This window comes from Chryseobacterium defluvii (genome assembly GCF_014204415.1).
Lineage (GTDB): Bacteria > Bacteroidota > Bacteroidia > Flavobacteriales > Weeksellaceae > Chryseobacterium > Chryseobacterium defluvii_A.
The window spans coordinates 135,895-158,064 of record NZ_JACHLE010000002.1 but is presented as its reverse complement, the minus strand read 5'-3'; the positions used below and the strand labels follow the sequence as shown (position 1 = coordinate 158,064).

The following is a 22,170-nucleotide window of genomic DNA, read 5'->3' as shown; positions in this document are numbered from 1 at the left end:
GAGTATTTTTGTACATTATAATTATCGAAAATGATAAAAAGGTTTTTTATTTTATCCGGTTTATGTATGGTTTTGGGAGTGTATGCCCAAAAATCTCACACCGTTGTGAAAGGAGATAATCCTTACAATATTGCCAAAAAATATGGGATGACCGTGGATGAATTGCTGAAAATGAATCCAAAGTTTAAAGACGGGAAGCTGGCAATCGGGGACGTTCTTACAATTAAATCTGATAAAAAAGCTGTATCAGGGATTAAGCCTACAGTATCTGAAACTAAACCTATGGGTTCTCAGGTGGGAAAAATTATTTTACAGCCTAAACAGACTGTTTATGGGATCACCAAACAATACCATATTTCTGAAACCGATCTTAGAAAACTTAATCCGGAACTGGATTCCCACATGAAAATAGGGGATGAAATTACTTTGCCTCTTGAGAATATCAGGAAATATGGAGGTGCTCAGCAATTAGCCACAACGGATGCAAAGCCGGCCGTAACTTCTATAGAAACCACAACTCCTTCTTCGGACGGAGAAACCTATATCATTCAGTCCAAGGATAATTATTACAGAATTTCAAAGCAGTTTGGGATCAGCCAGCAGGAACTATTTGCTCTTAATCCGGGATTGGAAGAAAGAGGATTGAAGCCGGGAGAAACCATTAAAATTAAAAAATACCCAGGGAAAACAGTTACTGAAGAAACTGGTACGAAAGCGAAAATAGATCCTGAAACGGAAAAAACTCATTCAACAGCTTCATCGGGGAATATTTCTGCTGATGAATATGTAAACTATACCGTTCAGCAAGGAGATACAGTGTTCTCCATTGTCAATAAGTTCGGGATAACCATCGATGAACTTATTGCCCTTAATCCGGAATTATCAAACGGTCTTAAGGCTGGCATGGTTTTAAAAATTAAAAAGCTTGATCCTGCCTATGTAAAGAAAAGCGGAGACGCTTTAAGTGTTGTATTAATGCTTCCTTTCGGGTATAGTACCAATGAAACACAATACAGAAGTATGGCAACAGATTTCTTAACCGGCGCTAAATTAGCCATTGAAAGGAATGCCAGAAACGGACAAAAACTGGATATAAAGATTGTAGATTCCGGGAATGAGGCGACATTTAAAAACTCATTAACCCAGATAAATCCTAATAATACCGACCTTATTATAGGGCCTTTCTTCAAGTCCAATGTCGTAGATGTACTGGATTTTACCAAAAATCAGAAAATTCCCGTTGTTGCCCCGTTTGCCAATTCCCCGGAATTGTATAACTACAGCAATCTTATAATTATCGAAACCAATGATCAGACCTATGCAGATAAGATTGTCGATGAGGTCAGAACAGTATATTCCGATCAGAAGATCTATATCGTTGCAGACAACAGAAAAGAAAATGCCAATTACATAAAGGCAGGCCTTGAAAAAGCAGTTAAGAATCCGAATGTGATGATTGTAAATTCTCCGGCAGATATTCAGCTGGATCAGAATATGATGACCGGGCAGTCTGCTCCGGTAATTGCTATCCTGGCAAGCGATAATGATACAGCCGGCGAAGCATTTTCTAATAAGATCATTGCCTTGTCCAAAGAAGTGCAGGGTGTAAAAGCATTCAGCATGTATTATGTTCCGAGCTTTGAGAAAAAAGTAGATGACCTCAGCCAGGCTAACCTGGTGTACCTGATGGACAGAAAAATTAATACGGACGGAAGCTTTGAAAAAGAAATTCTTGCCGCCTACAAAAACAAATACTGCAAAACACCTCCTAAATATGCCATTATAGGTTTTGATGTGGTCAATGATATGTTAACCAGAGAAAACAAAAAAGGAGAAATCTTTAAGCAGATAAATAAAGTTCAGACTCAGTTGGCTACCAAATTTGAGTTTGTAAAATCTAAAGCTAACGGAGCCTATGTAAATACCGGATTCCGTGTCATCAGATTAGTCCCGTAGTGATAAATTGCTTAATATATTTCAACATTATATTTATATTTGCATAATATTTTAAATTAATACATGAAAGCACTAGTATTTCCTGGCCAAGGCTCTCAGTTCGTTGGAATGGGAAAAGAATTATATGATTCCCGAAAGGATGTAAAGGACATGATGGAATCTGCCAATGAAATTTTAGGTTTCGATATACTTTCCATCATGTTTAACGGAACAGATGAGGATCTTAAGAAAACTGAGGTTACACAGCCTTCAATATTTATACATTCAGTAGCAGCTCTTAAGGCAATAAACGGTCTTGGAGCAGAAATGGTTGCAGGACACTCTTTAGGAGAGTTCTCAGCATTAGTTGCCAACGGTGTTTTATCCTTTGATGACGGATTGAAACTGGTTGCCGAAAGAGCAAAAGCAATGCAGGAAGCCTGTGATGCCAACCCAAGTTCTATGGCTGCCATTTTAGGATTGGAGGATGCCAGAGTTGAAGAGATCTGTGCGCAGATCAGCGGAATTGTGGTTCCTGCCAATTATAACTGCCCGGGTCAATTGGTTATTTCCGGAGAAACTGTAGCAGTGGAAGAAGCCTGTGCGCTCTTAAAAGAAGCCGGGGCAAAAAGAGCTTTATTGCTGCCTGTGAACGGAGCATTTCATTCTCCATTAATGCAGCCGGCACAAGAAAAACTGGCGGCGGCTATTGAGAAGACTAAATTCAGAAAAGCAACGATTCCCGTATACCAGAATATTACAACTACAGCAGTTACAAACCCTGATGAGATCAAACAGAATCTTATTGCGCAGCTTACAGGTCCTGTAAAATGGACACAATCTGTGCAGAATATGATCAAAGACGGGGCTTCCAACTTTGTGGAAGTAGGGCCGGGAAAAACACTTCAGGGGCTGATCAAAAAAATTGACAGTGTTGCAGAAGTTGCTTCCGCTATCTAAATAAAACAATATGGGCGAAATATTTTCACCAGGAAAGCTGATGCTTACTTCCGAATATTTCGCAATAGACGGAGCTCTTGTCTTAGCGGTACCTACCAGGCTGGGACAAGAGTTTTTCTATGAAGAAACGGATGATGGTAGATCTTTAATTTTCTGGAAGGCCTATCATCAAAACAAATTCTGGCTGGAAGCCGTCATTGATTATAAAACCTGGCAGATTATAGAGGCCAATCTTCCCGCAAATGCTGAATTTATTGTAAAAACTTTAAAAAATGTTCAGCAGCTTTCAGACACTAAATTCAAAAATACTTTTACCTATCATTTAAAAACCAATCTTCAGTTTCCCGCCGATTATGGTTTAGGCAGCAGTTCTACACTGATGAATAATCTTGCCGAGTGGGCAGAGATAGATCCCTTTCATCTCAATGAAGCCAGTTTAGGCGGGAGTGGTTATGATATTGCAGTCGCAAAAGAAAAGACGGCCGTTCTTTATCAAAACAAACCTGAGATCAGATACCAGAAAGCAGATTTTAGCCCTGCTTTCAAAAATGAGCTGATCTTTATCCATTTAAATCAGAAACAGGACAGCCGCGAAGGAATTGGTTTTTACAGATCCAAAGAAAAGTCCCGGGAGCTGGTTTCCGAGTTTTCAAATCTTACAATGAAAATTTTATTTTGTAATGAATTAGAAAAATTTTCGGAGCTAATGATGATTCATGAGCAAAAAATATCTGATTTTCTTGAAATTCCGACAGTTAAGAGTCGGTTTTTTGAAGATTGCCCCTCTTTTGTCAAAAGTCTGGGAGCATGGGGCGGAGATTTTGTAATGAGTGCCAAATTTGAAGGCTTTAGAGACTATTTTTGGGGAAAAGGTTTTACCACTGTTTTTGAATGGGATGATATAATTAGCTTGTAGTCAGTTGTTTATATCCCTGTTTTTTTCTTTGTGATTCTGACTTATATCATTATATTTAACCACCTTTAACAATTAATTAATATTTAATTTTGTTGAACCCAAAAAAGAAATAGAAAATATAAGTAAAATGAAAAACGCTAAAATCGTCCAGGATTTACAAAAATTAGGGATTAAAGGAGATTACCAGGTCATTTATAATCCTTCATACGAAGAATTATATCAGGCTGAAGTATCTTCTGAAAATCAAGGCTTTGAGAGCGCTGAGCTTACAGAATCTGGTGCAGTATCAGTAAAAACAGGAATTTTCACAGGTCGTTCTCCTAAAGACAGATATATTGTTCAGGATGATGTTACAAGAGATACAATTTTCTGGGACGGGAAAGTAAATCTGCCTACAACCCCGGAAATTTTCCAGTCTTGTAAAGGATTAGTGTTGAATCAGCTTTCTGAAGCAAAGAAGATTTATGTAGTGGACGCTTTCTGCGGAACAAATGCAGATACGAGGCTTAAAGTAAGATTCATCGTAGAAGTTGCATGGCAGGCTCACTTCGTTACCAATATGTTCATCCGCCCTTCTCATTATGAGTTGGAGAACTTTGGTGAACCTGATTTTACGGTAATTAACGGTTCCAAAACAACCAATCCTGATTGGGAAGCCCAGGGACTCAACTCTGAAAATTTCATCATGTTCGATCTTACTGAAAAGCTACAGATCATTGGGGGTACCTGGTATGGAGGAGAAATGAAGAAAGGAATGTTCGCGATGATGAACTATTATCTTCCGTTAAAAGGAATGGCTTCTATGCACTGTTCTGCCAACGTAGGAGAAGAAGGCGATGTAGCATTATTCTTCGGTCTTTCCGGAACAGGAAAAACAACCTTGTCAGCTGATCCAAAAAGATATCTGATCGGGGATGACGAGCACGGTTGGGATAACAACGGGGTATTCAACTATGAAGGAGGATGCTATGCCAAAGTAATTGATCTGTCTGCTGAAAAAGAGCCGGATATTTTCGGAGCAATCAAAAGAGATGCGCTTTTAGAGAATGTGGTGGTGAACAATGGGGTTTCCGATTATAAGGATGGATCTATCACTGAAAATACGAGAGTTTCTTACCCGATCTATCATATTAATAAAATTGTTCTGCCATCCAAGGCCGGGCATGCTAAGAAAATCGTTTATCTTTCTGCCGATGCCTTTGGAGTATTGCCTCCGGTTTCTATTTTGGATGAAAACCAGGCACAGTACCATTTCTTATGTGGATATACTTCCAAATTAGCAGGTACGGAAAGAGGAATTACAGAACCGGAACCATCTTTTTCACCTGCATTCGGTGAGGCATTCCTTACATTACATCCTACAATGTACTCTAAAACATTGATCGGAAAAATGAAAGAGCACGGTGCCAAAGCATATCTTGTAAATACGGGATGGAACGGAACCGGAAAGAGAATTTCTTTAAAAGACACGAGAGCGATTATAGATGCTATCATTGATGGTTCCATAGAAAACGCTCCGAAAACAAGAATCCCGATCATGAATCTTGAGATCCCTACCTCTTTACCAAATGTTTCCGAAGGAATTTTAGACCCTAGAGAAACATATGGTGATGCTAATGAATGGGAAGAAAAAGCAAAAGATCTTGCTTCAAGATATATCAAGAACTTTGAACAGTATTGTGATACTGAAGAAGGTAAAAAACTGGTTACTTCAGGACCTCAGTTACAAGAACAAACAATTATTAAATAAAGCAAAAGCCTCATCAGCGATGAGGCTTTTTTATATTATTCATTTTTCTCACAGGCTACACAGATTTTCACACATCAGAAATAAAACCCAAACATCTGTGTGATCTGTGGTTAAAATCTTAAACTTAAAATAGCTAATCTATATCCTTCCATACCAAACCCGGATAATACAGCATCTGTACATGCTGCTGTCACTGATTTTTGCCTGAATTCCTCTCTTTTATAAATATTGCTGATATGAACTTCAATTTTAGGCTTTTGAATATTTTTCAGGCAGTCGGCAATAGCGTAAGAATAATGAGTAAACGCGCCTGGATTAATAATGACAGCATCAAAATTGTCTTTTTGAAGCCGGTTAATCAGCTCTCCTTCCACATTAGACTGGTAATACCGGAGCTGGTGAGCAGGGAATTCGGCTTTCAGTGCATCTAAATAGTTTTCCATGGAAATAGTACCATAGATTTCAGGTTCTCTGGTTCCTAATAAATTGAGGTTTGGTCCGTTGATGATCAGTATTTCCATGAAAGAGATTTTATTCAAATTTAATAATTTTATTGGTCTGTATTCTTATGCAGATTCTGAATATATTCTGAAGGAGTAATGCCTTCAATCTGTTTGAATACCCTGTTGAACGTAGACTGATTAGAAAACCCCGCTTCCGTATAAACATACATTAAGGTTGCTTTTTCGAAATCTGTTTCCATGAACAGCTTTTTTACATGGCTGATCCTGTAGGTATTAAGATAGCTGTTGAAATTAGGATATCCCTTAAAGCGGATAGCTTTGGAAATGTACGTGCTGTTAATGTTCAGGGCTACACTTAGCTTTGCCAGATTAAAGTTCTCGTCTTTAAAGAGTGTTCTTTCTGTCATGGCCGTTTCTATCTTGGTAAATAGTTTTTCCATATTTTCAGAATCCTGCTCGCTATTGTCCGAAGAAACTTCTGCTTCATCGCCTTTATTCTTCTGGATCTTTTTCAATTCCTTTTGCTCGAACTGTGATAATATTTCCAGCTTTCTGATTTTGTCTTTGTAAAAAATCAGCAGGGAAACGACCAGGATGTTGGAAATGATCAGAATAGTATCCGTAAATATTACTTCTTTCTGAGAATGTTTCGGGAAGTCAAATGAAAAGGTATTGGCTATAATATAACCGATAACAATAAGTAAAAACGTATAGGTAATATACCATAATACGGTTTTATTAGAAAAAAAGATATAAGCTCCTAATGGAATAGGCAACAGCCAGCAGAAACTTGCCACAGAGTTGTCCCAAAAAGCAAGCATCACATAAAAGTTATATAAAGGAGCAATAATTAAATAAGAATGAACGATCAGGTTTTTAGAATATCTTCTCCGCATAAGTGTATAGCTGTAGCCGATAAAAACAATCCCCCCAATCAGATACCAGAGCATTATCTTATCATCAATAAAGAAAGTAAAAATGATGGTATAAATTCCTAAAATAAGGATCATCAGAATTGTATATCTGTCCATCAATTCCTGCTTTAGGTTTTCTATCTGTATTTCTTTTGTGTTCAATTCAGGCGTTTAAATCATTTATGTTAGGGAAATATCAGTGAATTTTTGTAAATGACTTTTGTAATTAATTCATTTTCAGTTTTATAATAAGATTTAAATCATTTTCAGGATTCTCATTTATCCGGTTCTTTTTTGATTTATCAGTACAAATAATTTTGCATGTAAGAAGTTATCAAAAAATGGAATTAATGAATTGTCCTCTTATAATAAAAAAAATGTCCTGCACTTTATTGGTGGCAGCATTCTTTTTTATGCAGGCCGTGAAGAGGAACGATTCATCAGATAACAAAAGTATTGAAAAAAATGTAAAAGTATCTACGATTTTTATTGCAGAAGGAACTGTTATTTCAGGGATTGAAAAAATACCAGATGTAAGATTGGATATCATAGAAGAAAAAAATATCAGGAATACTTACAGAGCTCAGAAAAAAAAGTTTTTAAAGAAATACGAAAAACGAGCCGCTAAGATTCGGGATCAACTAAAAAATTCCCGACAGCCTGCGGGGGAGAAAACTGAGCTATCAGATAAGGGCACGAAAGAAAAATATTCATTCGGCTTTTCCAAAGAGCTGAAGGCAATAGCTGAAAACGAGCATAAATCAAATTATTCAGATATTGTTGACTACCACCTGCCAATCCGGCTATTCTTAGAAAAGAAGAAAATCATTAAGACATTCGAAAAGAGCAGATGTGTTTTTTTTATTGATGAAACCTCCTTTATCAGGCCTCCGCCACGGATTTAAATATATATTCAAAATAAAACACAAATCTCTTAATAAACTCACAAATGAAATACTTTTTGAAAGAGATCCTTATAAAACCTCTTTCCAATTTATAAAACTTTTAAAACTGTTACAAATGAAGAAAATAATATTATTAATTACGTGTATAGCCTTTACTTCGGCTTACTCTCAGGTTGGAATCAATACTGCAAATCCACAGGGGATTTTTAATGTAGACGGATCTAAAGATAATGCCGTAACAGGAATTCCTACTACTGCACAACAAGCCAATGATTTTACTGTGACCTCAAATGGAAGTGTAGGCATAGGGACTAATCTCCCCAATACCTCAGCCATTCTGGATGTGAATGTAGACGGGCTTGCCTCAGGCAATAAGAAAGGGTTTCTGGGTCCTAAAGCCGCACTGAGTTCCCAAACAGACCAGGTGACCATACCTTCACCGGCCACAGGATTGCTGGTGTATAATTTAGGTACCGGAGGGCTTGCCTATAATGGGTATGTATTCTGGAACGGAACTGAATGGAGAGCCCTTAACAATAATTCTCTTGCTCCCGGCACTGTAAGCGGAATTACCTGTAATGGTGTTACCCTTTCTGCAGGAACTTATACCGCCGGCGTGCCTTATGTAGGAACAATGAACGTTCCATACACAGGAGGAAATGGCGGAGTATATGCTTCACAAACTGTAGGGCCTGTAAATGGACTTACAGCGACATTGTCCGCGGGAAATTTTAATTCAGGGGCAGGTACTCTTACTTACACCATATCAGGAACACCCACAGTGAGCAGTCCGACGACTACAACATTCCCATTGAATATCGGAGGGCAAACCTGTAATGCTACAGTAGGGGCTGGAGATGATATTAAGCTGGGGGAATTAATATACTATAGGGCAAGCATTCCTTCAAACCCTTCGGGGGTATGGTTAAGTGCTTATGCATTGGATTTGCCTGTTTTAAGGGGCAAGTTGAGGCTGGATGCTTATTTTAATGTCAATTCCAGTCAGGGTGATGGTAGTGTTACCATGTATCCGAGATTGGTAAATACTTCATCATCACCTGTGAAATTATGGTTTAGTGCCTTAACCACAGTCGACAGGTTCAATGCCGGTAATTATTTGCTGGCACCCAGTACGCCTACCGGCTCCGGGACCTCTCTTGCTCCTTCTGCTTATTTAGAACTGGATAACGGTATTTATTATAATTTAGGATTTAATGATATAGTAGGAGTATCCACACCTAGGGTTACAGGCAGCGGGGCGGGTGCAAACCAGGAGGTACTTACTATGGACCTTTCATTAGATGGCAGATGGTACAGGATATATTATTTCCCGATTGTAGATAATAAAAATACTGCGGCAACAGCGGATGATACAAGGGATATATATTTATCCATCCAAAGACTGTATTAGCCGTTTAAACATTCATATTATAACTGATTTTCTGGAAAAGGGTAGTTTATATAAACCGCTCTTTCCAGTTTTAATTAAAGTCTGATTACCATGAAATAAGATAAAAACAAACTAATTATCACAAAATGGACTCAATAAAAGAATTTTTTAGTATTAGCATTTTTGGTATTTCAAAGTACTTTATTGTTGCGGGGAGTTATTACGTTGTCTGCTATATTTTATACAAGAAAACTTTAAAAAATGCTAGGATACAGAATAAGGAAATTGTAGGAAAAGATATTAAGAGGGAAATAAGGCATTCGGTTTTGGCCTCGGTTATAATGTCAGTTATAATTTTTATTATACTGGAGTCGGATTGGGTGAAGTATACTCAATGGTATCAAAACATTCAGGACTATCCGGTCTGGTGGCTTCCCTTGAGCATATTATCGGGAATATTTATTCATGATACCTATTTTTACTGGCTTCACAGGTTGTTGCACCACAGAAGAATATTCAGGTATGCACATCTTGTACATCATCAGTCCCATAATCCCAGCCCGTTTGCATCGTATTCCTTTCATTTTCTGGAAGCGATAGGAGAAGGGCTGATTGTTCCCGTATTATTATTTATCATTCCCTTTCATCCTATAAGCCTTTATTGCTTTATAGTGGCAGGGTTTTTAATTAATGCTTACGGGCATTTAGGGTATGAGATTGCCCCGAAATGGTTTAGAAACTCATTTCTTTTCCAGGTACTTAATTCTTCAGTGTACCATAACCTGCATCACAGTAAATTCCGTGGAAATTACGGATTGTATTTCAGATTCTGGGACAAGATCATGAAGACTGAGAATCCTTCCTATGAGGAAGAGTATGATAAAATTCAAAGTAAAAGGTTTGATAATCAAAAAACACAATGAAATCTGATTTTAAAGATATTCACATTGGAAAATGTATAAAAAAGATGGTGGAAGAACGGGGGATTTCCACAGACCGGATATGTAACTATTTTGAGGATTCAGAAAATGAGATCGAGTTAATGTATGATCAGAAAAGCCTGAATACTGAAATTGTTCTCAAATGGAGCAAGCTGTTGAAATATGATTTTTTCAGGATATACTCTCAGCATCTCATCCTTTTTTCGCCGCCGGGCAATCATATTTCCAAGCCCAGGAAAATAGCTCCGCTGCAATTCCGCAAAAATGTATATACCATGGAGATCATTGATTTTGTTTTGGAAATGCTGAACACCGGCGAAAAAACAAAACAGCAGGTCATCAGTGAATATAAGATCCCCAAAACCACCTTGTATAAATGGATAAGCAAATACGATCAAAAAAATAGGAATGAATAATAACGGTATTCGACTCTTAATATTAAAATAACAAATAATAGAATAGTCTTATGGAAAAATTAATCCCGGATTATAGAAGAATCTATACAGATATGATCCTGAAAAAATATCCTGAAAAGTTGGATAACTGCAATATGATATTGCAAAAGCATGATCTGTCCAGTTTAGATATCATTAAATTGAATCACCTCATTTTCGGATATAAAGATCAATTGCGGTCTAATCAGAAGCACCGTTCTTATGATCAGTCTGCCATTTTGGAAATTTTAAAATATCAGAAGAAAAATGAATTAAGTAACATGCAGGTTGCCAATCAGTTTAAGCTAAGCAGAAATTCCCTTGCCAAATGGAAAAAACTATATACTGTATAAATGCTGATCAAAGGTATAGTTGTTCATCGTTCCGTGCAAATAAATAGAAAATCATCTTAAAATATGATTTTTTAATCCCGGAAAACCACTGTATGAGTATGCAGTGGCTTTCATTTTAAAACCACAAAAGTCACAAAAGTTTTTAAATGAGCTTAAAGAAAACTTCATGTAAGAAGAAAATCAAAGATTTTCAAAAACTGATACATATTTAAATACACTTTTTGGGCCTTTTATAATATAACTTAAGTGTCTAAAAAACTTTCATGCCTTTTGTGGTCAATTCTTTTTGATAAGTTTAAACAGGTTTAAATTTAAATTGGTCAAAACCGGACTTTCGTTGACAAAAAAACTCTACCTTTGTCCATATGAACATGTTCAGATTGATTTTGGCATTCTATTTCATGGTATTATCTTTAATACCATGTGCAGATGTGCATCAACAATCAGGTTCAGGTAAAACAGAATTGTCTATACATATTGACGAGTCACATTCCAAAGACAAAGGAGATATCTGTTCACCATTATGCATCTGTAATTGCTGTCAGATGACTGTTACAGCATTTAAAATGGAACCTCTGATTAAAGTTCCCTTACAAATTCAAACCTATTTTTCGAAGAAGATTCTTTTTCAGAAAAATAACTTTGCCTATCAGGTTTACGATCATATCTGGCAACCCCCTAAGATTTAATTGATATTGATTTTTTATATCTGAAACTTTGCAATACTGTTGCACGGTTCTTCATGATATTTTTGCAAGCTGTCATTTTTTAATGAGAGTTAAGTAATATTTCAATAACATTTTAATGGTTGCTTTTTTTAACCTTGCCAAGCAGGAGCCTTTGTAATCTTAAAAACAAGGAGCGGTGGCAAAAAGCAATCACAAATTAAATCACAATTTGTGTTAGATAAAATCATAAAATTCAGTATCAAAAGCAAGATCGTTATCGGTATAATGACCTTGTTGCTCATCATTTGGGGAACCTGGAGTGCAACCAGGCTGCCTATTGATGCCGTACCCGATATTACCAACAATCAGGTACAGATTATTACGGTGTGTCCCATATTAGCAGGACAGGAAGTGGAGCAGCTTGTTACCTTTCCCATCGAGCAAAGCATTGCCAATGTTCCCGATATAGAAGAAACAAGGAGTATTTCAAGATTCGGATTATCAGTAATTACTGTTGTTTTTAAAGACAAAGTAGACATTTACTTCGCCCGGCAATTGATCAACGAAAAACTAAAACAAGCAGAAGAAAATATCCCGAAAGGAATTGGAACTCCTGAATTGGCTCCTGTGAGTACGGGGCTTGGTGAAGTTTACCAATACATTTTGCATCCCAAAAAAGGAAGTGAAAATAAATACAACGCGAAAGACCTTCGTACTATGCAGGACTGGATTGTTGCCAGGCAGCTTTATGGAACAGAAGGAGTCGCAGAAGTAAACGGTTTCGGGGGGGAATTAAAACAATATGAGGTTGCCGTAAGTCCTGATCGTTTAAAAGCGATGGGAGTAAGTGTTACCGATATTTTTACAGCCCTTGAAAAAAACAATCAGAATACCGGTGGAGCCTATATAGATAAAAAACCAAATGCCTACTTTATTCGCGGTATTGGTTGGGCTACCTCATTAGAAGACGTTAAAAATATTGCCGTAAAAAATACGGGAACTGTTCCTGTTTTTATTAAAGACGTAGCCGATGTCCGTTTTGGAAATGCAATCCGCTACGGAGCAATGACTTACAATGGAACAACCGATGCAGTAGGTGGAGTCGTCATGATGCTGAAAGGAGCCAACAGTAATGATGTGGTGAGCAGGATCAAAGAAAAGATCCCGACTATTCAGAAATCTTTACCGGAAGATATCATAATTGAGCCGTTTTTGGACAGAACAGACCTGGTTGATCGTGCTATAAGTACAGTAGAAAAGAACCTTGTAGAAGGTGCGCTCATCGTTATTTTCGTTCTGGTTATATTTCTCGGAAATCTCAGAGCCGGATTGATCGTTGCATCGGCTATTCCTTTATCACTGTTATTTGCTTTAGGAATGATGAATGTTTTCGGGGTAAGTGCCAATTTGATGAGTTTGGGCGCAATAGATTTCGGATTGATTGTAGACGGAGCGGTGATCATTGTTGAAGCTACTTTACATCATTTGGGATTACGAAAATCTATGCAGAAGCTTACTCAGCAGGAAATGGATGAAGAAGTGTTTTTATCAGCTTCAAAGATCAGGGGAAGTGCGGCATTCGGAGAAATTATTATTCTTATCGTATACATTCCGATCCTTACTTTAGCAGGTGTTGAAGGTAAAATGTTTTCACCAATGGCTAAAACAGTAGGTTTTGCAATTCTGGGAGCATTAATTCTTTCACTGACCTATATTCCTATGATGTGTGCGTTATTCCTTTCGAAGAAAACATCGCACAAAGAAACGTTCTCAGACAGGATGATGAACTGGCTACAGAAGAAATATCAGCCGTTATTACAAAAAGCCATCAAAGTAAAATACGCGGTAGTGGGAATTACCATTGTTTTATTCAGTATTTCCGCCCTTATTTTTAGCAGGATGGGAGGGGAATTTATCCCGCAATTGCAGGAGGGAGATTTCGCATTCCACTGTATTTTGCCACAGGGAAGCTCATTAAGCCAAAGTATCGAAACCTCTATGCAGGCTTCAAGAATTATCAGGCAATTTGATGAGGTAAAAATGGTAGTTGGTAAAACAGGATCCGCCGAAGTTCCTACGGACCCGATGCCGCCGGAAGCTACCGATTTAATTATCGTCCTGAAACCTCAGGATGAATGGAAATCCAAAAAATCTTATGCAGAACTTGCGGAGGAGATCACAGAGAAGCTTGAAGTTATTCCGGGAGTTTTCTTTGAAAAAAATCAGCCGATCCAGATGCGTTTTAATGAATTAATGACCGGGATAAGACAGGATGTAGCCGTAAAAATATTTGGGGAAAATATGGACACCCTTTCTATCTATGCAGATAAAGTGAACAAAGTCATCCAAGGTGTCGATGGAGCTACTTCTCCTCAGGTAGAAAGAGTAAGTGGACTTCCACAGATCAATGTGACCTATGACAGAACGAGGATTGCGAATTACGGACTCAATGTTGAAGACGTCAATAACGTTTTAAGCACTGCTTTTGCCGGAAAAACCGCCGGTCAGATCTTTGAAAATGAAAGACGTTTTGATCTGGTCGTAAGATTAGACAGTATTTACCGAAGTAATATTAATGATGTAAGCAATCTGATGATCCCTACCAATACCGGAACACAGGTTCCTTTATCACAGGTCGCGAATATAGAATACAAGCTTGGTCCTGCTCAGATCAGCCGTGAAGCAGGCAAGCGCAGAATAGTTATAGGCTTTAATGTAAAAGGCAGAGATGTGGAAAGTGTAGTAAAAGATATTCAGGAAAAACTGGCAAAAGAAGTAAAACTTCCGTCGGGGTATTATTTTACGTATGGCGGTCAGTTTGAAAATTTGAAAGAAGCCAGCCAGCGCCTTATGATCGCAGTTCCCATATCATTACTTCTTATTTTCATGTTATTATACTTTACATTTCATTCTTTTAAACAGGCTGCATTAATATTTACAGCCATCCCGATGAGTGCTATCGGAGGTGTACTTGCGCTTCTATTGCGGGGAATGCCTTTCAGTATCAGTGCAGGAGTAGGATTTATTGCATTGTTCGGTGTTGCGGTATTGAATGGAATAGTTTTGATAGGAACCTTCAATCAATTGGAAAAAGAGGGCGTTTCAGATGTTATAAAAAGGGTTCTTGAAGGAACAAAAACAAGATTACGTCCTGTTTTAATGACAGCTACTGTTGCCTCTCTCGGATTTTTACCGATGGCGATCAGTACAAGTGCAGGTGCAGAAGTTCAGAAACCTTTGGCAACCGTAGTAATAGGCGGGCTGATCTCCGCAACATTCCTTACTTTATTCGTACTGCCCATGTTGTACATTATCTTTAATTCTAAAATTAATTTTAAAAATAAATTGAACATAAAGTCTTTAACCCTATTGGCTTTATTTGGATTTTTATTTCTGGGACAAGGTGTAAAAGCGCAAAATACAAGAACAGTATCATTGCAGGAAGCTATAGAAATGATGCAGGAAAACAATCCTTCCGTAAAAGCGAAGGATCTGAACATCCAGTCATCAGAAGCATTAGTGCCAACAGCAAAAGAACTCCCGAAACTGGATTTCAATGCACAGCTGGGACAATATAACAGCCCGAAATTTGACCAGTCTTTTTCAATCTCCCAAAGCATTCCGTTTCCCACATTATTCAAAGCCAGAAAAGAATTAATACAGGAAGAGATCAAGATCAGAAAAATTGAAAAACAGGTAACGGAAAATGAATTGGTAAAACAGATCAGGACTTACTTTTACCAGATAGAATATTTGCAATATAATCAGGCCAAACTTAAATATCTGGACAGTTTGTACGGGGATTTCATAAGAATTGCAACCGTGAGATTTAAAGCAGGGGACATTAAAAAAATAGAGATCAATACTGCCGAAACCCAAAAAGGAGAGATCAATCTTCTGTTTCAGCAGAATAAAATCTATTTGGATAATGCCTATAAAAATTTAAAAGTTCTGTTGAATACGGATGAAGAAATTTCCATCCCTTATTCTCAAAATTATGAACCTTTAAAAGCCGATAATCTGCTTGATAGCGAAACAGTAGCCAATCATCCCTCCGTGCAGATCTTCAAACAAAATATGGAAGTGCTGGAAAAAAATAAAAATGTTGAAAAAGCACAAGGTTTACCGGATTTCAGTATCGGATACACCAATCAGTCACTCATTGGCTTCCATACTTTGAACGGGCAGGAAAAATACTTTGGAGCAGGAAACAGGTTCAATGCCTTCAATGTGGGAGTTGCCATTCCCCTGACATTCGGTGCTACAAAAGCGAGGATAAAATCTTTGGAATATAAAAAGCAGGTGGAAGAAAATAATGCAAGATTTCAACAGCAGCAACTGGAGGTTCAACTAAAGAATTCGTTGATTCAGTATCAGCAGGATTTTCAGCAGTACCAATATTATCTCAATCAGGCTGTTCCCAATGCCAAAAGTATTGTGAAAGCAGCTCAGTTGGGATACAGAACAGGAGAAATCTCCTATGTGGAATATTTGTTTGCTCTTCAGACAGCTACGGATATAGAATTGAAATATCTTCAATCCATTCAGCAGGTTAACCAGACTGTGATCAATATTAACTCTTTAATTAACAGGTAAAATGAAATTAAATATAATTATCCTGGCTTTTCTGGCTTTATTTCTTGTAAGTTGTGAAAAGAAGGAAAGTGTAACGGAAACAAAACAAAAAGCAGAAGAACATTCGAAGCATGAGGATTCAGAATTGGCAGCACTTACTCAGGAGCAAATGAATGCAGTAGGTGTTTCTTTAGGACAGATCGAAATGAAAGAACTTACAGCAACCATCAAAGCCAACGGAGCATTGAGTGTTCCCAATAACAATAAGGCCAATGCCACTTCTCTCTATGGAGGGGTAATCAAAACATTAAATGTTCAGGTAGGAGATTTTGTGAGGAAAGGGCAGGTAATTGCTACTATTGCCAATCCTGAATTCATACAGCTGCAGGAAGATTATCTCACAACAGGAAGCCGTATCACCTTTGCAGAGCAGGAATACAGAAGACAGAAAGAGCTTTTTGATAATGACGCAGGTGCCAAAAAGAACCTCCAAAATGCAGAAGCAGAATTAAAAACATTAAGAACAAGAAGAGCTTCCCTTCAAAGGCAAATTCAGATGATGGGAATAAGTCCTGCCGGAATTTCCAATAAAAACCTTAGATCCGGTCTTGCTGTTACAGCTCCCATCAGTGGAGCAATCAGCAATGTTTTTCTGCAGATTGGAAGTTACATAGACGTTTCCACACCAGTTGCCGAAATTGTAGATAACAGCTCATTACACCTGGATTTGCAGGTTTTTGAGAAAGATCTTCCATTGATAAAAGTAGGTCAGAAGATTCATTTTACCTTAACGAATAATCCCATTGAAGAATATGATGCTGAGGTGTACAGCATTGGAAGTGCATTTGAAAATCAAAGCAAAACAGTTCCTATCCATTGTAAAGTTAAAGGAAATAAAACGAACCTGATCGACGGGATGAATACTACAGCGGTTGTAAGTTTAAGCAATCAACTGATGCCCGCTGTTCCGAACAGTGCCATTACAAGCGCAGACGGAAAAGATTATATATTCCTTGTAAGCAATAAAGAGGAACATTCGGAAGAACAACATTCAAAAGAAGAAAAATCCCACGGAAAAACCGTTAACTTTGAAAGAATAGAAGTCGTAAGAGGTACTTCGGAAATGGGATATACTGCCATTACACCTGTGAAAACCATTCCTCAGGGGGCTAAAATTGCCATAAAAGGAGCATTTTTTATTAATGCTAAGCTGGTAAATTCCGGAGGTCATGAACATTAATACTTGAAATCATGAAAAAAGACATTGAAAATAAACTGATGGATAAAAACACCAAACCAACAAGTATGAGAATCCTGGTGTATGATTTTCTAAGTTCCCAGGAAGCGGCATCATCGCTTTCCGAAATAGAAAACCATTTTGAAAATGCTGATAGAACCACCATTTACAGGACACTGAAAACGTTTGGAGAAAAAGGGATTGTCCACAGTATACAGGAAAATACGACCACAAAATATAAACTTTGCCATGATGGTTGTGACGAGCAGACCCATAAAGACTGGCATCTGCATTTTTACTGTAAGATCTGTAAGCAGACGACATGTAAAGAAGATATTTCATTCCCGGAAAACATTAAAACGAATTTCAGGATTGATGAGATCAGGCTTTTTGCGAAAGGGATTTGTGAAAACTGTCTGGAAAGTTTGCAATAGCATTGCATTTATGATACAACTAAATTTAATGAAAATTATCAATTATGGAAGAATGTTGTAATACAAAACCGAAAAAAGAACATAACCATGTTGAAGGTGATGGCCATAATCATGACCATTCTCATGATACCGGAGAACAGTCTGCGTTTCAGATGTTTCTTCCGGCAATTATTTCTTTAGGGTTGTTGTTGATAGGAATTGCCTTGGACAATTATATAAAGCAGGAATGGTTTTCAGGATGGGTACGTTTGATTTGGTATTTAGTGTCCTATGCTCCGGTAGGTTTCCCTGTATTAAAAGAAGCCGGGCAAAGTATCATTAAAGGAGATGTATTTTCAGAATTTTTCTTAATGGGAATTGCCACAATCGGGGCATTTGCCATTGGAGAATATCCTGAAGGTGTTGCTGTCATGCTTTTTTATTCAGTAGGAGAAGTTTTCCAAGCAATGGCTGTTACAAGGGCAAAAAGTAATATCAAGGCATTGCTGGATCAGCGACCCGATGAGGTTACCGTTATAAAAGACGGACAGCCGCAGACGGTAAAGGCAGAAGCAGTGAATGTCGGAGAGATTATTCAATTAAAATCCGGTGAAAAATTAGGGTTAGATGGAGAGCTTTTATCTGAAACCGCATCGTTCAATACTGCTGCGCTTACCGGGGAAAGCAAGCCTGATACGAAGTCAAAAGGAGAAACTGTTTTAGCCGGAATGATCAACCTGAATACCATTTCCCAGGTAAAAGTGACTACAGCTTATCAGGACAGTAAGCTGAGTAAAATTTTGGAATTGGTTCAGAATGCAACGGCACAAAAAGCGCCAACGGAGCTGTTCATCAGAAAATTCGCAAAAATATATACCCCGATCGTAGTGTTTCTGGCGATTGGAATTGCTTTGCTGCCTTACTTTTTTGTAGCTGATTACCAGTTTAAAGACTGGCTGTACAGAGCATTGATCTTCCTTGTGATTTCCTGTCCGTGTGCTTTGGTGATCTCTATTCCGCTAGGGTATTTCGGAGGAATCGGTGCCGGAAGCAGAAATGGGATCTTATTTAAAGGAAGCAATTTCTTAGATATATTGGCAAACGTTCAGAATGTGGTGATGGATAAAACAGGAACCATGACGGAAGGCGTTTTTCAGGTTCAGGAAGTAAATTTCAAAAATGAATTTGATAAGAATGAAATACTGAAATTTGTGAATGTCCTGGAGAGTAAAAGCACCCATCCGGTTGCTACGGCTATTCATAATTATGTCGGAGAAATAGATCACACTGTTCCATTGGAAAATGTAGAGGAGATTGGAGGACATGGTTTAAAGGCAAGTATTAATGGAAAAGAATTGTTGGTAGGAAATTTTAAGCTGATGGATAGATTTAATATCAGCTATGATATGAAGCCTGAGAATATTGTTTATACTTTAATAGCGGTGGCCTTTGATAAGAAGTTTATAGGTTATCTTACCATTGCAGATCGTATTAAAACAGATGCGCAATTAACCATAAATAAGCTGAAAGGACTCAATGTAAAAACGACAATGCTAAGCGGAGATAAATCTTCCGTAGTAAAATACGTTGCAGATGCATTGGGAATTCAGAATGCTTACGGAGATTTACTTCCTGAAGATAAAGTAAATAAAGTAAAAGAGATTAAGTCGAAAAATCAAAGTGTTGTCTTTGTAGGCGACGGAGTGAATGATGCTCCTGTTGTAGCTTTAAGTGATGTAGGAATTGCAATGGGAGGATTGGGGAGCGATGCTACTATTGAAACCGCAGATGTAGTGATTCAGGATGATATGCCGAGCAAAATACCAATGGCGATTAACATCGGTAAGCAGACCAAGAAGATTGTATGGCAAAATATCATTTTAGCCTTTGTTGTCAAAGGAATTGTATTGATCCTGGGAGCAGGAGGTTTAGCAACGATGTGGGAAGCCGTCTTTGCTGATGTAGGAGTTGCCTTACTGGCTATTTTAAATGCTGTAAGAATTCAAAGAATGAAGTTTTGAATATAAAGAATTATATACATACCACAGATTACACAGATTTTCACAAATCAAAAATAAAACATAAACATCTGTGTTAATCCGTGTAATCTGTGGTAACTCAAAAAAAGATATCAATGACTTTCATCATAAATGAAGTATGCAATAATTTTGAAGGTTATATTTGTAATACAAAACTTAACATTGAAGTTTTTCATTTCCATATTCATCATTTTTATGATCGCAATACGTCCTGTGCTGCCATTAGTGAATTACGTGGTGAATTACGAATATATTGTTAAAAATCTCTGTGAGAACAGGAGCAGACCCCAATCAACATGTAATGGGAAATGTTATGTTGAAAAAGAGCTGGCTCAGGCAGAGAAGCAATCCAATACTCCTCAAACGATTAAAATGATAGGGTTAGATACATTCCTTTCGGAGAACATCCTATCATTTACTAATGAAAATTTTGATTACCTGATAAGAACTTCAACTCCGGATTATTTTTATTTCTATACTTCGGAATATTCTTCTCAGATATTTCATCCTCCTTTAGTTTAGGTAGATATTTAATTTACGTTTCGGTTTTTGATCTTAGAATCAGGAACTCACATTCATTTATCATTAATTTCAATTATCATTTTTAATGAAATCTAAAATCATTTTGATGGTGTTGCTGTCTGTATCACTAATGTCCTGTGCTCAGGAAACACCTAAAGTAAAACATAAACAGACTATGAATTCATCCAAAGGGAATATAAAAAACGTAAGAACAGTGAATTCGGAAGACCCGATCTGCCATATGAAAACGGCTGAATATTTAAAAGATACTGCTGTATATAAAAATAAAGTGTATGGTTTTTGCAGTGCCTATTGCAAAGAAGAATTCAGGAAAACCCCCGGAAAATATGTCCAAAAATAAAAAGACAGCCAATACGAAGCTTAAAATAATGATCCCGGTTGTGGTTTTTGGCCTTATTTTTCTGGGAATTGGTATTGGAATGCGCTATTTTAAAAAAAGTCTTTATACTGTAATGAAAATTCCGGATTTTGAGCTTACAGATCAGAATAATAAGAAAATCACCAATAAGGATATGTTGGGAAAAGTATATCTTGTAGAATTTTTCTTTAGTCAGTGTCCTACGATCTGTCCGGTAATGAATACCAATATGAAAGCCATAGAAAAGGAGATCAATGACAATGATTTCGGGATAATTTCCATCAGTATTGATCCGCAGAATGACACTCCTGAAATTTTACGTCGGCACGCCGCAAGAATAGGAGTAAAATCATCTAACTGGCATTTCCTGACCGGAGACAGAACGTATATTGGAAACCTTGCCGATAACTTTAATATTTATGTAGGGGATGAAGAAGATGAAGGAGAAAGTCTTAATCATAGCGGGATGATCGCTCTTGTAGATAAAGACGGGAATATCCGTTGCCGATATAATAAAGACAATACGCCGATCTTGTATTATTCAGGACTGAATTATGAAGACCCGGAAGGAAAAATACCCAAACTTACAGGAAAGTATCATCCTGACAGAGAAACCCTGATTGAGGACATCAGGAAATTATTAAAATAATATTGTTAAACCATAAAACAAAATTGTATGAATATTTTGAAAGTAGCTGCTTTAAGCGCGGTATTTATAGCGCAATTTACTTTTGCTCAGTTTAAACAGGCACCGTTACTGTATGCGTATAATGCTTTGGAAGGTTCTATTGATGCCCAGACTATGGAAATTCATTATTCAAAGCATGGAGCAGCCTATGCGTCTAATCTCAATAAGGCTGTTGCAGGAACACCGCAGGAAAAAGAAAATTTAAATCAGATCCTCTCTAAGGTTTCCACTTTGAGCCCTGCGATTAGAAATAATGCCGGTGGGCATTATAACCATGAACTTTTCTGGACTATCCTTACCCCCGAAAAAAATACACAGCCATCCGCAAAGCTTTCAAAGGCCATCAATGACTCCTTTGGAAGTGTAGAAGCGTTTAAAGAAAAACTGGGTAAAGCAGGAGCTGACCGTTTCGGATCGGGATGGGCATGGCTTTCCGTAGATAAAAACGGGAAATTATTTGTTTCTTCCACCCCTAATCAGGATAACCCATTAATGGATGTTGTGGAAGAACAAGGTACTCCGGTTTTGGGAATAGATGTCTGGGAGCATGCTTATTATTTAAAATACCAGAATAAAAGGGCAGATTACCTTGCTGCGATCTGGAACGTGATCAACTGGAAAGAGGTAAGTAAAAGGTACGAAGAGGCCTTATCTAAAAAGTAAATATTCCATTTGTAAATCAAAAAA

At 37.5% G+C, this 22,170-nt stretch carries 20 protein-coding genes; 18 read left to right on the top strand and 2 right to left on the bottom strand.

Features of this window, described 5'->3' with window-relative positions; genetic code table 11:
- The first annotated feature begins 30 nt into the window (after positions 1–30).
- The 4 genes from HNP38_RS09155 (at position 31) to pckA (ending at position 5,561) form a co-directional block, all read left to right on the top strand.
- Positions 31–1,956: a LysM peptidoglycan-binding domain-containing protein gene (locus HNP38_RS09155; protein WP_184188142.1), complete on the top strand. Its 1,926-nt coding sequence runs from the start codon at positions 31–33 to the stop codon at positions 1,954–1,956.
- Positions 1,957–2,019: 63 nt separating this feature from the next.
- Positions 2,020–2,895 carry an ACP S-malonyltransferase gene (fabD, locus tag HNP38_RS09150; protein ID WP_184188139.1) on the top strand — a complete coding sequence of 292 codons (876 nt, stop codon included), beginning with the start codon at positions 2,020–2,022 and terminating at the stop codon, positions 2,893–2,895.
- A gap of 10 nt (positions 2,896–2,905) precedes the next feature.
- The gene (locus HNP38_RS09145; protein WP_184188135.1) at positions 2,906–3,811 is read left to right on the top strand and encodes a GYDIA family GHMP kinase; all 906 of its coding nucleotides are present in this window, start codon (positions 2,906–2,908) and stop codon (positions 3,809–3,811) included.
- A 127-nt stretch (positions 3,812–3,938) separates the two neighbouring features.
- Complete coding sequence (gene pckA / locus HNP38_RS09140; RefSeq protein ID WP_184188130.1) at positions 3,939–5,561, top strand: phosphoenolpyruvate carboxykinase (ATP); 1,623 nt, start codon at positions 3,939–3,941, stop codon at positions 5,559–5,561.
- A 110-nt stretch (positions 5,562–5,671) separates the two neighbouring features.
- Here pckA and HNP38_RS09135 read toward each other — a convergent pair whose 3' ends face one another.
- Complete coding sequence (locus tag HNP38_RS09135; protein WP_184188126.1) at positions 5,672–6,082, bottom strand: type II 3-dehydroquinate dehydratase; 411 nt, start codon at positions 6,080–6,082, stop codon at positions 5,672–5,674.
- Positions 6,083–6,111: 29 nt separating this feature from the next.
- A complete protein-coding gene (locus HNP38_RS09130) occupies positions 6,112–7,101 on the bottom strand; it encodes a helix-turn-helix domain-containing protein (protein ID WP_184188123.1) in 990 nt (329 codons plus the stop codon).
- Between the two features lie 215 nt (positions 7,102–7,316).
- Between HNP38_RS09130 and HNP38_RS09125 the strand changes: the two genes are divergently transcribed.
- From HNP38_RS09125 to HNP38_RS09060, 14 genes are all read left to right on the top strand, one after another.
- Complete coding sequence (locus HNP38_RS09125; RefSeq protein WP_184188120.1) at positions 7,317–7,844, top strand: hypothetical protein; 528 nt, start codon at positions 7,317–7,319, stop codon at positions 7,842–7,844.
- Between the two features lie 115 nt (positions 7,845–7,959).
- Positions 7,960–9,255 (top strand): hypothetical protein, encoded by a 1,296-nt coding sequence (locus HNP38_RS09120; RefSeq protein ID WP_184188117.1) that lies wholly within the window; start codon positions 7,960–7,962, stop codon positions 9,253–9,255.
- Between the two features lie 320 nt (positions 9,256–9,575).
- On the top strand, positions 9,576–10,157 hold the full coding sequence (locus tag HNP38_RS09115) for a sterol desaturase family protein (RefSeq protein ID WP_228461020.1): 582 nt from the start codon (positions 9,576–9,578) through the stop codon (positions 10,155–10,157).
- Positions 10,154–10,591, top strand: a complete 438-nt coding sequence (locus HNP38_RS09110) for a transposase (protein ID WP_184188110.1) — start codon at positions 10,154–10,156, stop codon at positions 10,589–10,591. The genes HNP38_RS09115 and HNP38_RS09110 overlap by 4 nt, the downstream gene beginning before the upstream one ends.
- A gap of 50 nt (positions 10,592–10,641) precedes the next feature.
- The gene (locus HNP38_RS09105) at positions 10,642–10,962 is read left to right on the top strand and encodes a helix-turn-helix domain-containing protein (protein WP_184188107.1); all 321 of its coding nucleotides are present in this window, start codon (positions 10,642–10,644) and stop codon (positions 10,960–10,962) included.
- Positions 10,963–11,327: 365 nt separating this feature from the next.
- Positions 11,328–11,651, top strand: coding sequence for a DUF6660 family protein (locus tag HNP38_RS09100; protein ID WP_184188104.1), 324 nt, complete (start codon positions 11,328–11,330; stop codon positions 11,649–11,651).
- Positions 11,652–11,861: 210 nt separating this feature from the next.
- Positions 11,862–16,226 (top strand): CusA/CzcA family heavy metal efflux RND transporter, encoded by a 4,365-nt coding sequence (locus HNP38_RS09095; protein ID WP_184188101.1) that lies wholly within the window; start codon positions 11,862–11,864, stop codon positions 16,224–16,226.
- Between the two features lies 1 nt (position 16,227).
- Positions 16,228–17,445: an efflux RND transporter periplasmic adaptor subunit gene (locus HNP38_RS09090; RefSeq protein WP_184188098.1), complete on the top strand. Its 1,218-nt coding sequence runs from the start codon at positions 16,228–16,230 to the stop codon at positions 17,443–17,445.
- A gap of 11 nt (positions 17,446–17,456) precedes the next feature.
- Entirely contained in the window at positions 17,457–17,876 is a 420-nt protein-coding gene (locus HNP38_RS09085; RefSeq protein ID WP_184188095.1) for a Fur family transcriptional regulator, read from the top strand.
- Between the two features lie 44 nt (positions 17,877–17,920).
- Positions 17,921–19,876 (top strand): heavy metal translocating P-type ATPase, encoded by a 1,956-nt coding sequence (locus HNP38_RS09080; RefSeq protein ID WP_184188092.1) that lies wholly within the window; start codon positions 17,921–17,923, stop codon positions 19,874–19,876.
- Between the two features lie 180 nt (positions 19,877–20,056).
- Complete coding sequence (locus tag HNP38_RS09075; protein ID WP_184188089.1) at positions 20,057–20,416, top strand: hypothetical protein; 360 nt, start codon at positions 20,057–20,059, stop codon at positions 20,414–20,416.
- Positions 20,417–20,501: 85 nt separating this feature from the next.
- Positions 20,502–20,777 carry a YHS domain-containing protein gene (locus tag HNP38_RS09070; protein WP_184188086.1) on the top strand — a complete coding sequence of 92 codons (276 nt, stop codon included), beginning with the start codon at positions 20,502–20,504 and terminating at the stop codon, positions 20,775–20,777.
- Positions 20,764–21,444, top strand: a complete 681-nt coding sequence (locus HNP38_RS09065) for an SCO family protein (RefSeq protein ID WP_184188083.1) — start codon at positions 20,764–20,766, stop codon at positions 21,442–21,444. Before HNP38_RS09070 ends, HNP38_RS09065 begins: the two co-directional genes overlap by 14 nt.
- A gap of 27 nt (positions 21,445–21,471) precedes the next feature.
- Entirely contained in the window at positions 21,472–22,146 is a 675-nt protein-coding gene (locus HNP38_RS09060) for a superoxide dismutase (protein WP_184188078.1), read from the top strand.
- Positions 22,147–22,170: the final 24 nt, after the last annotated feature.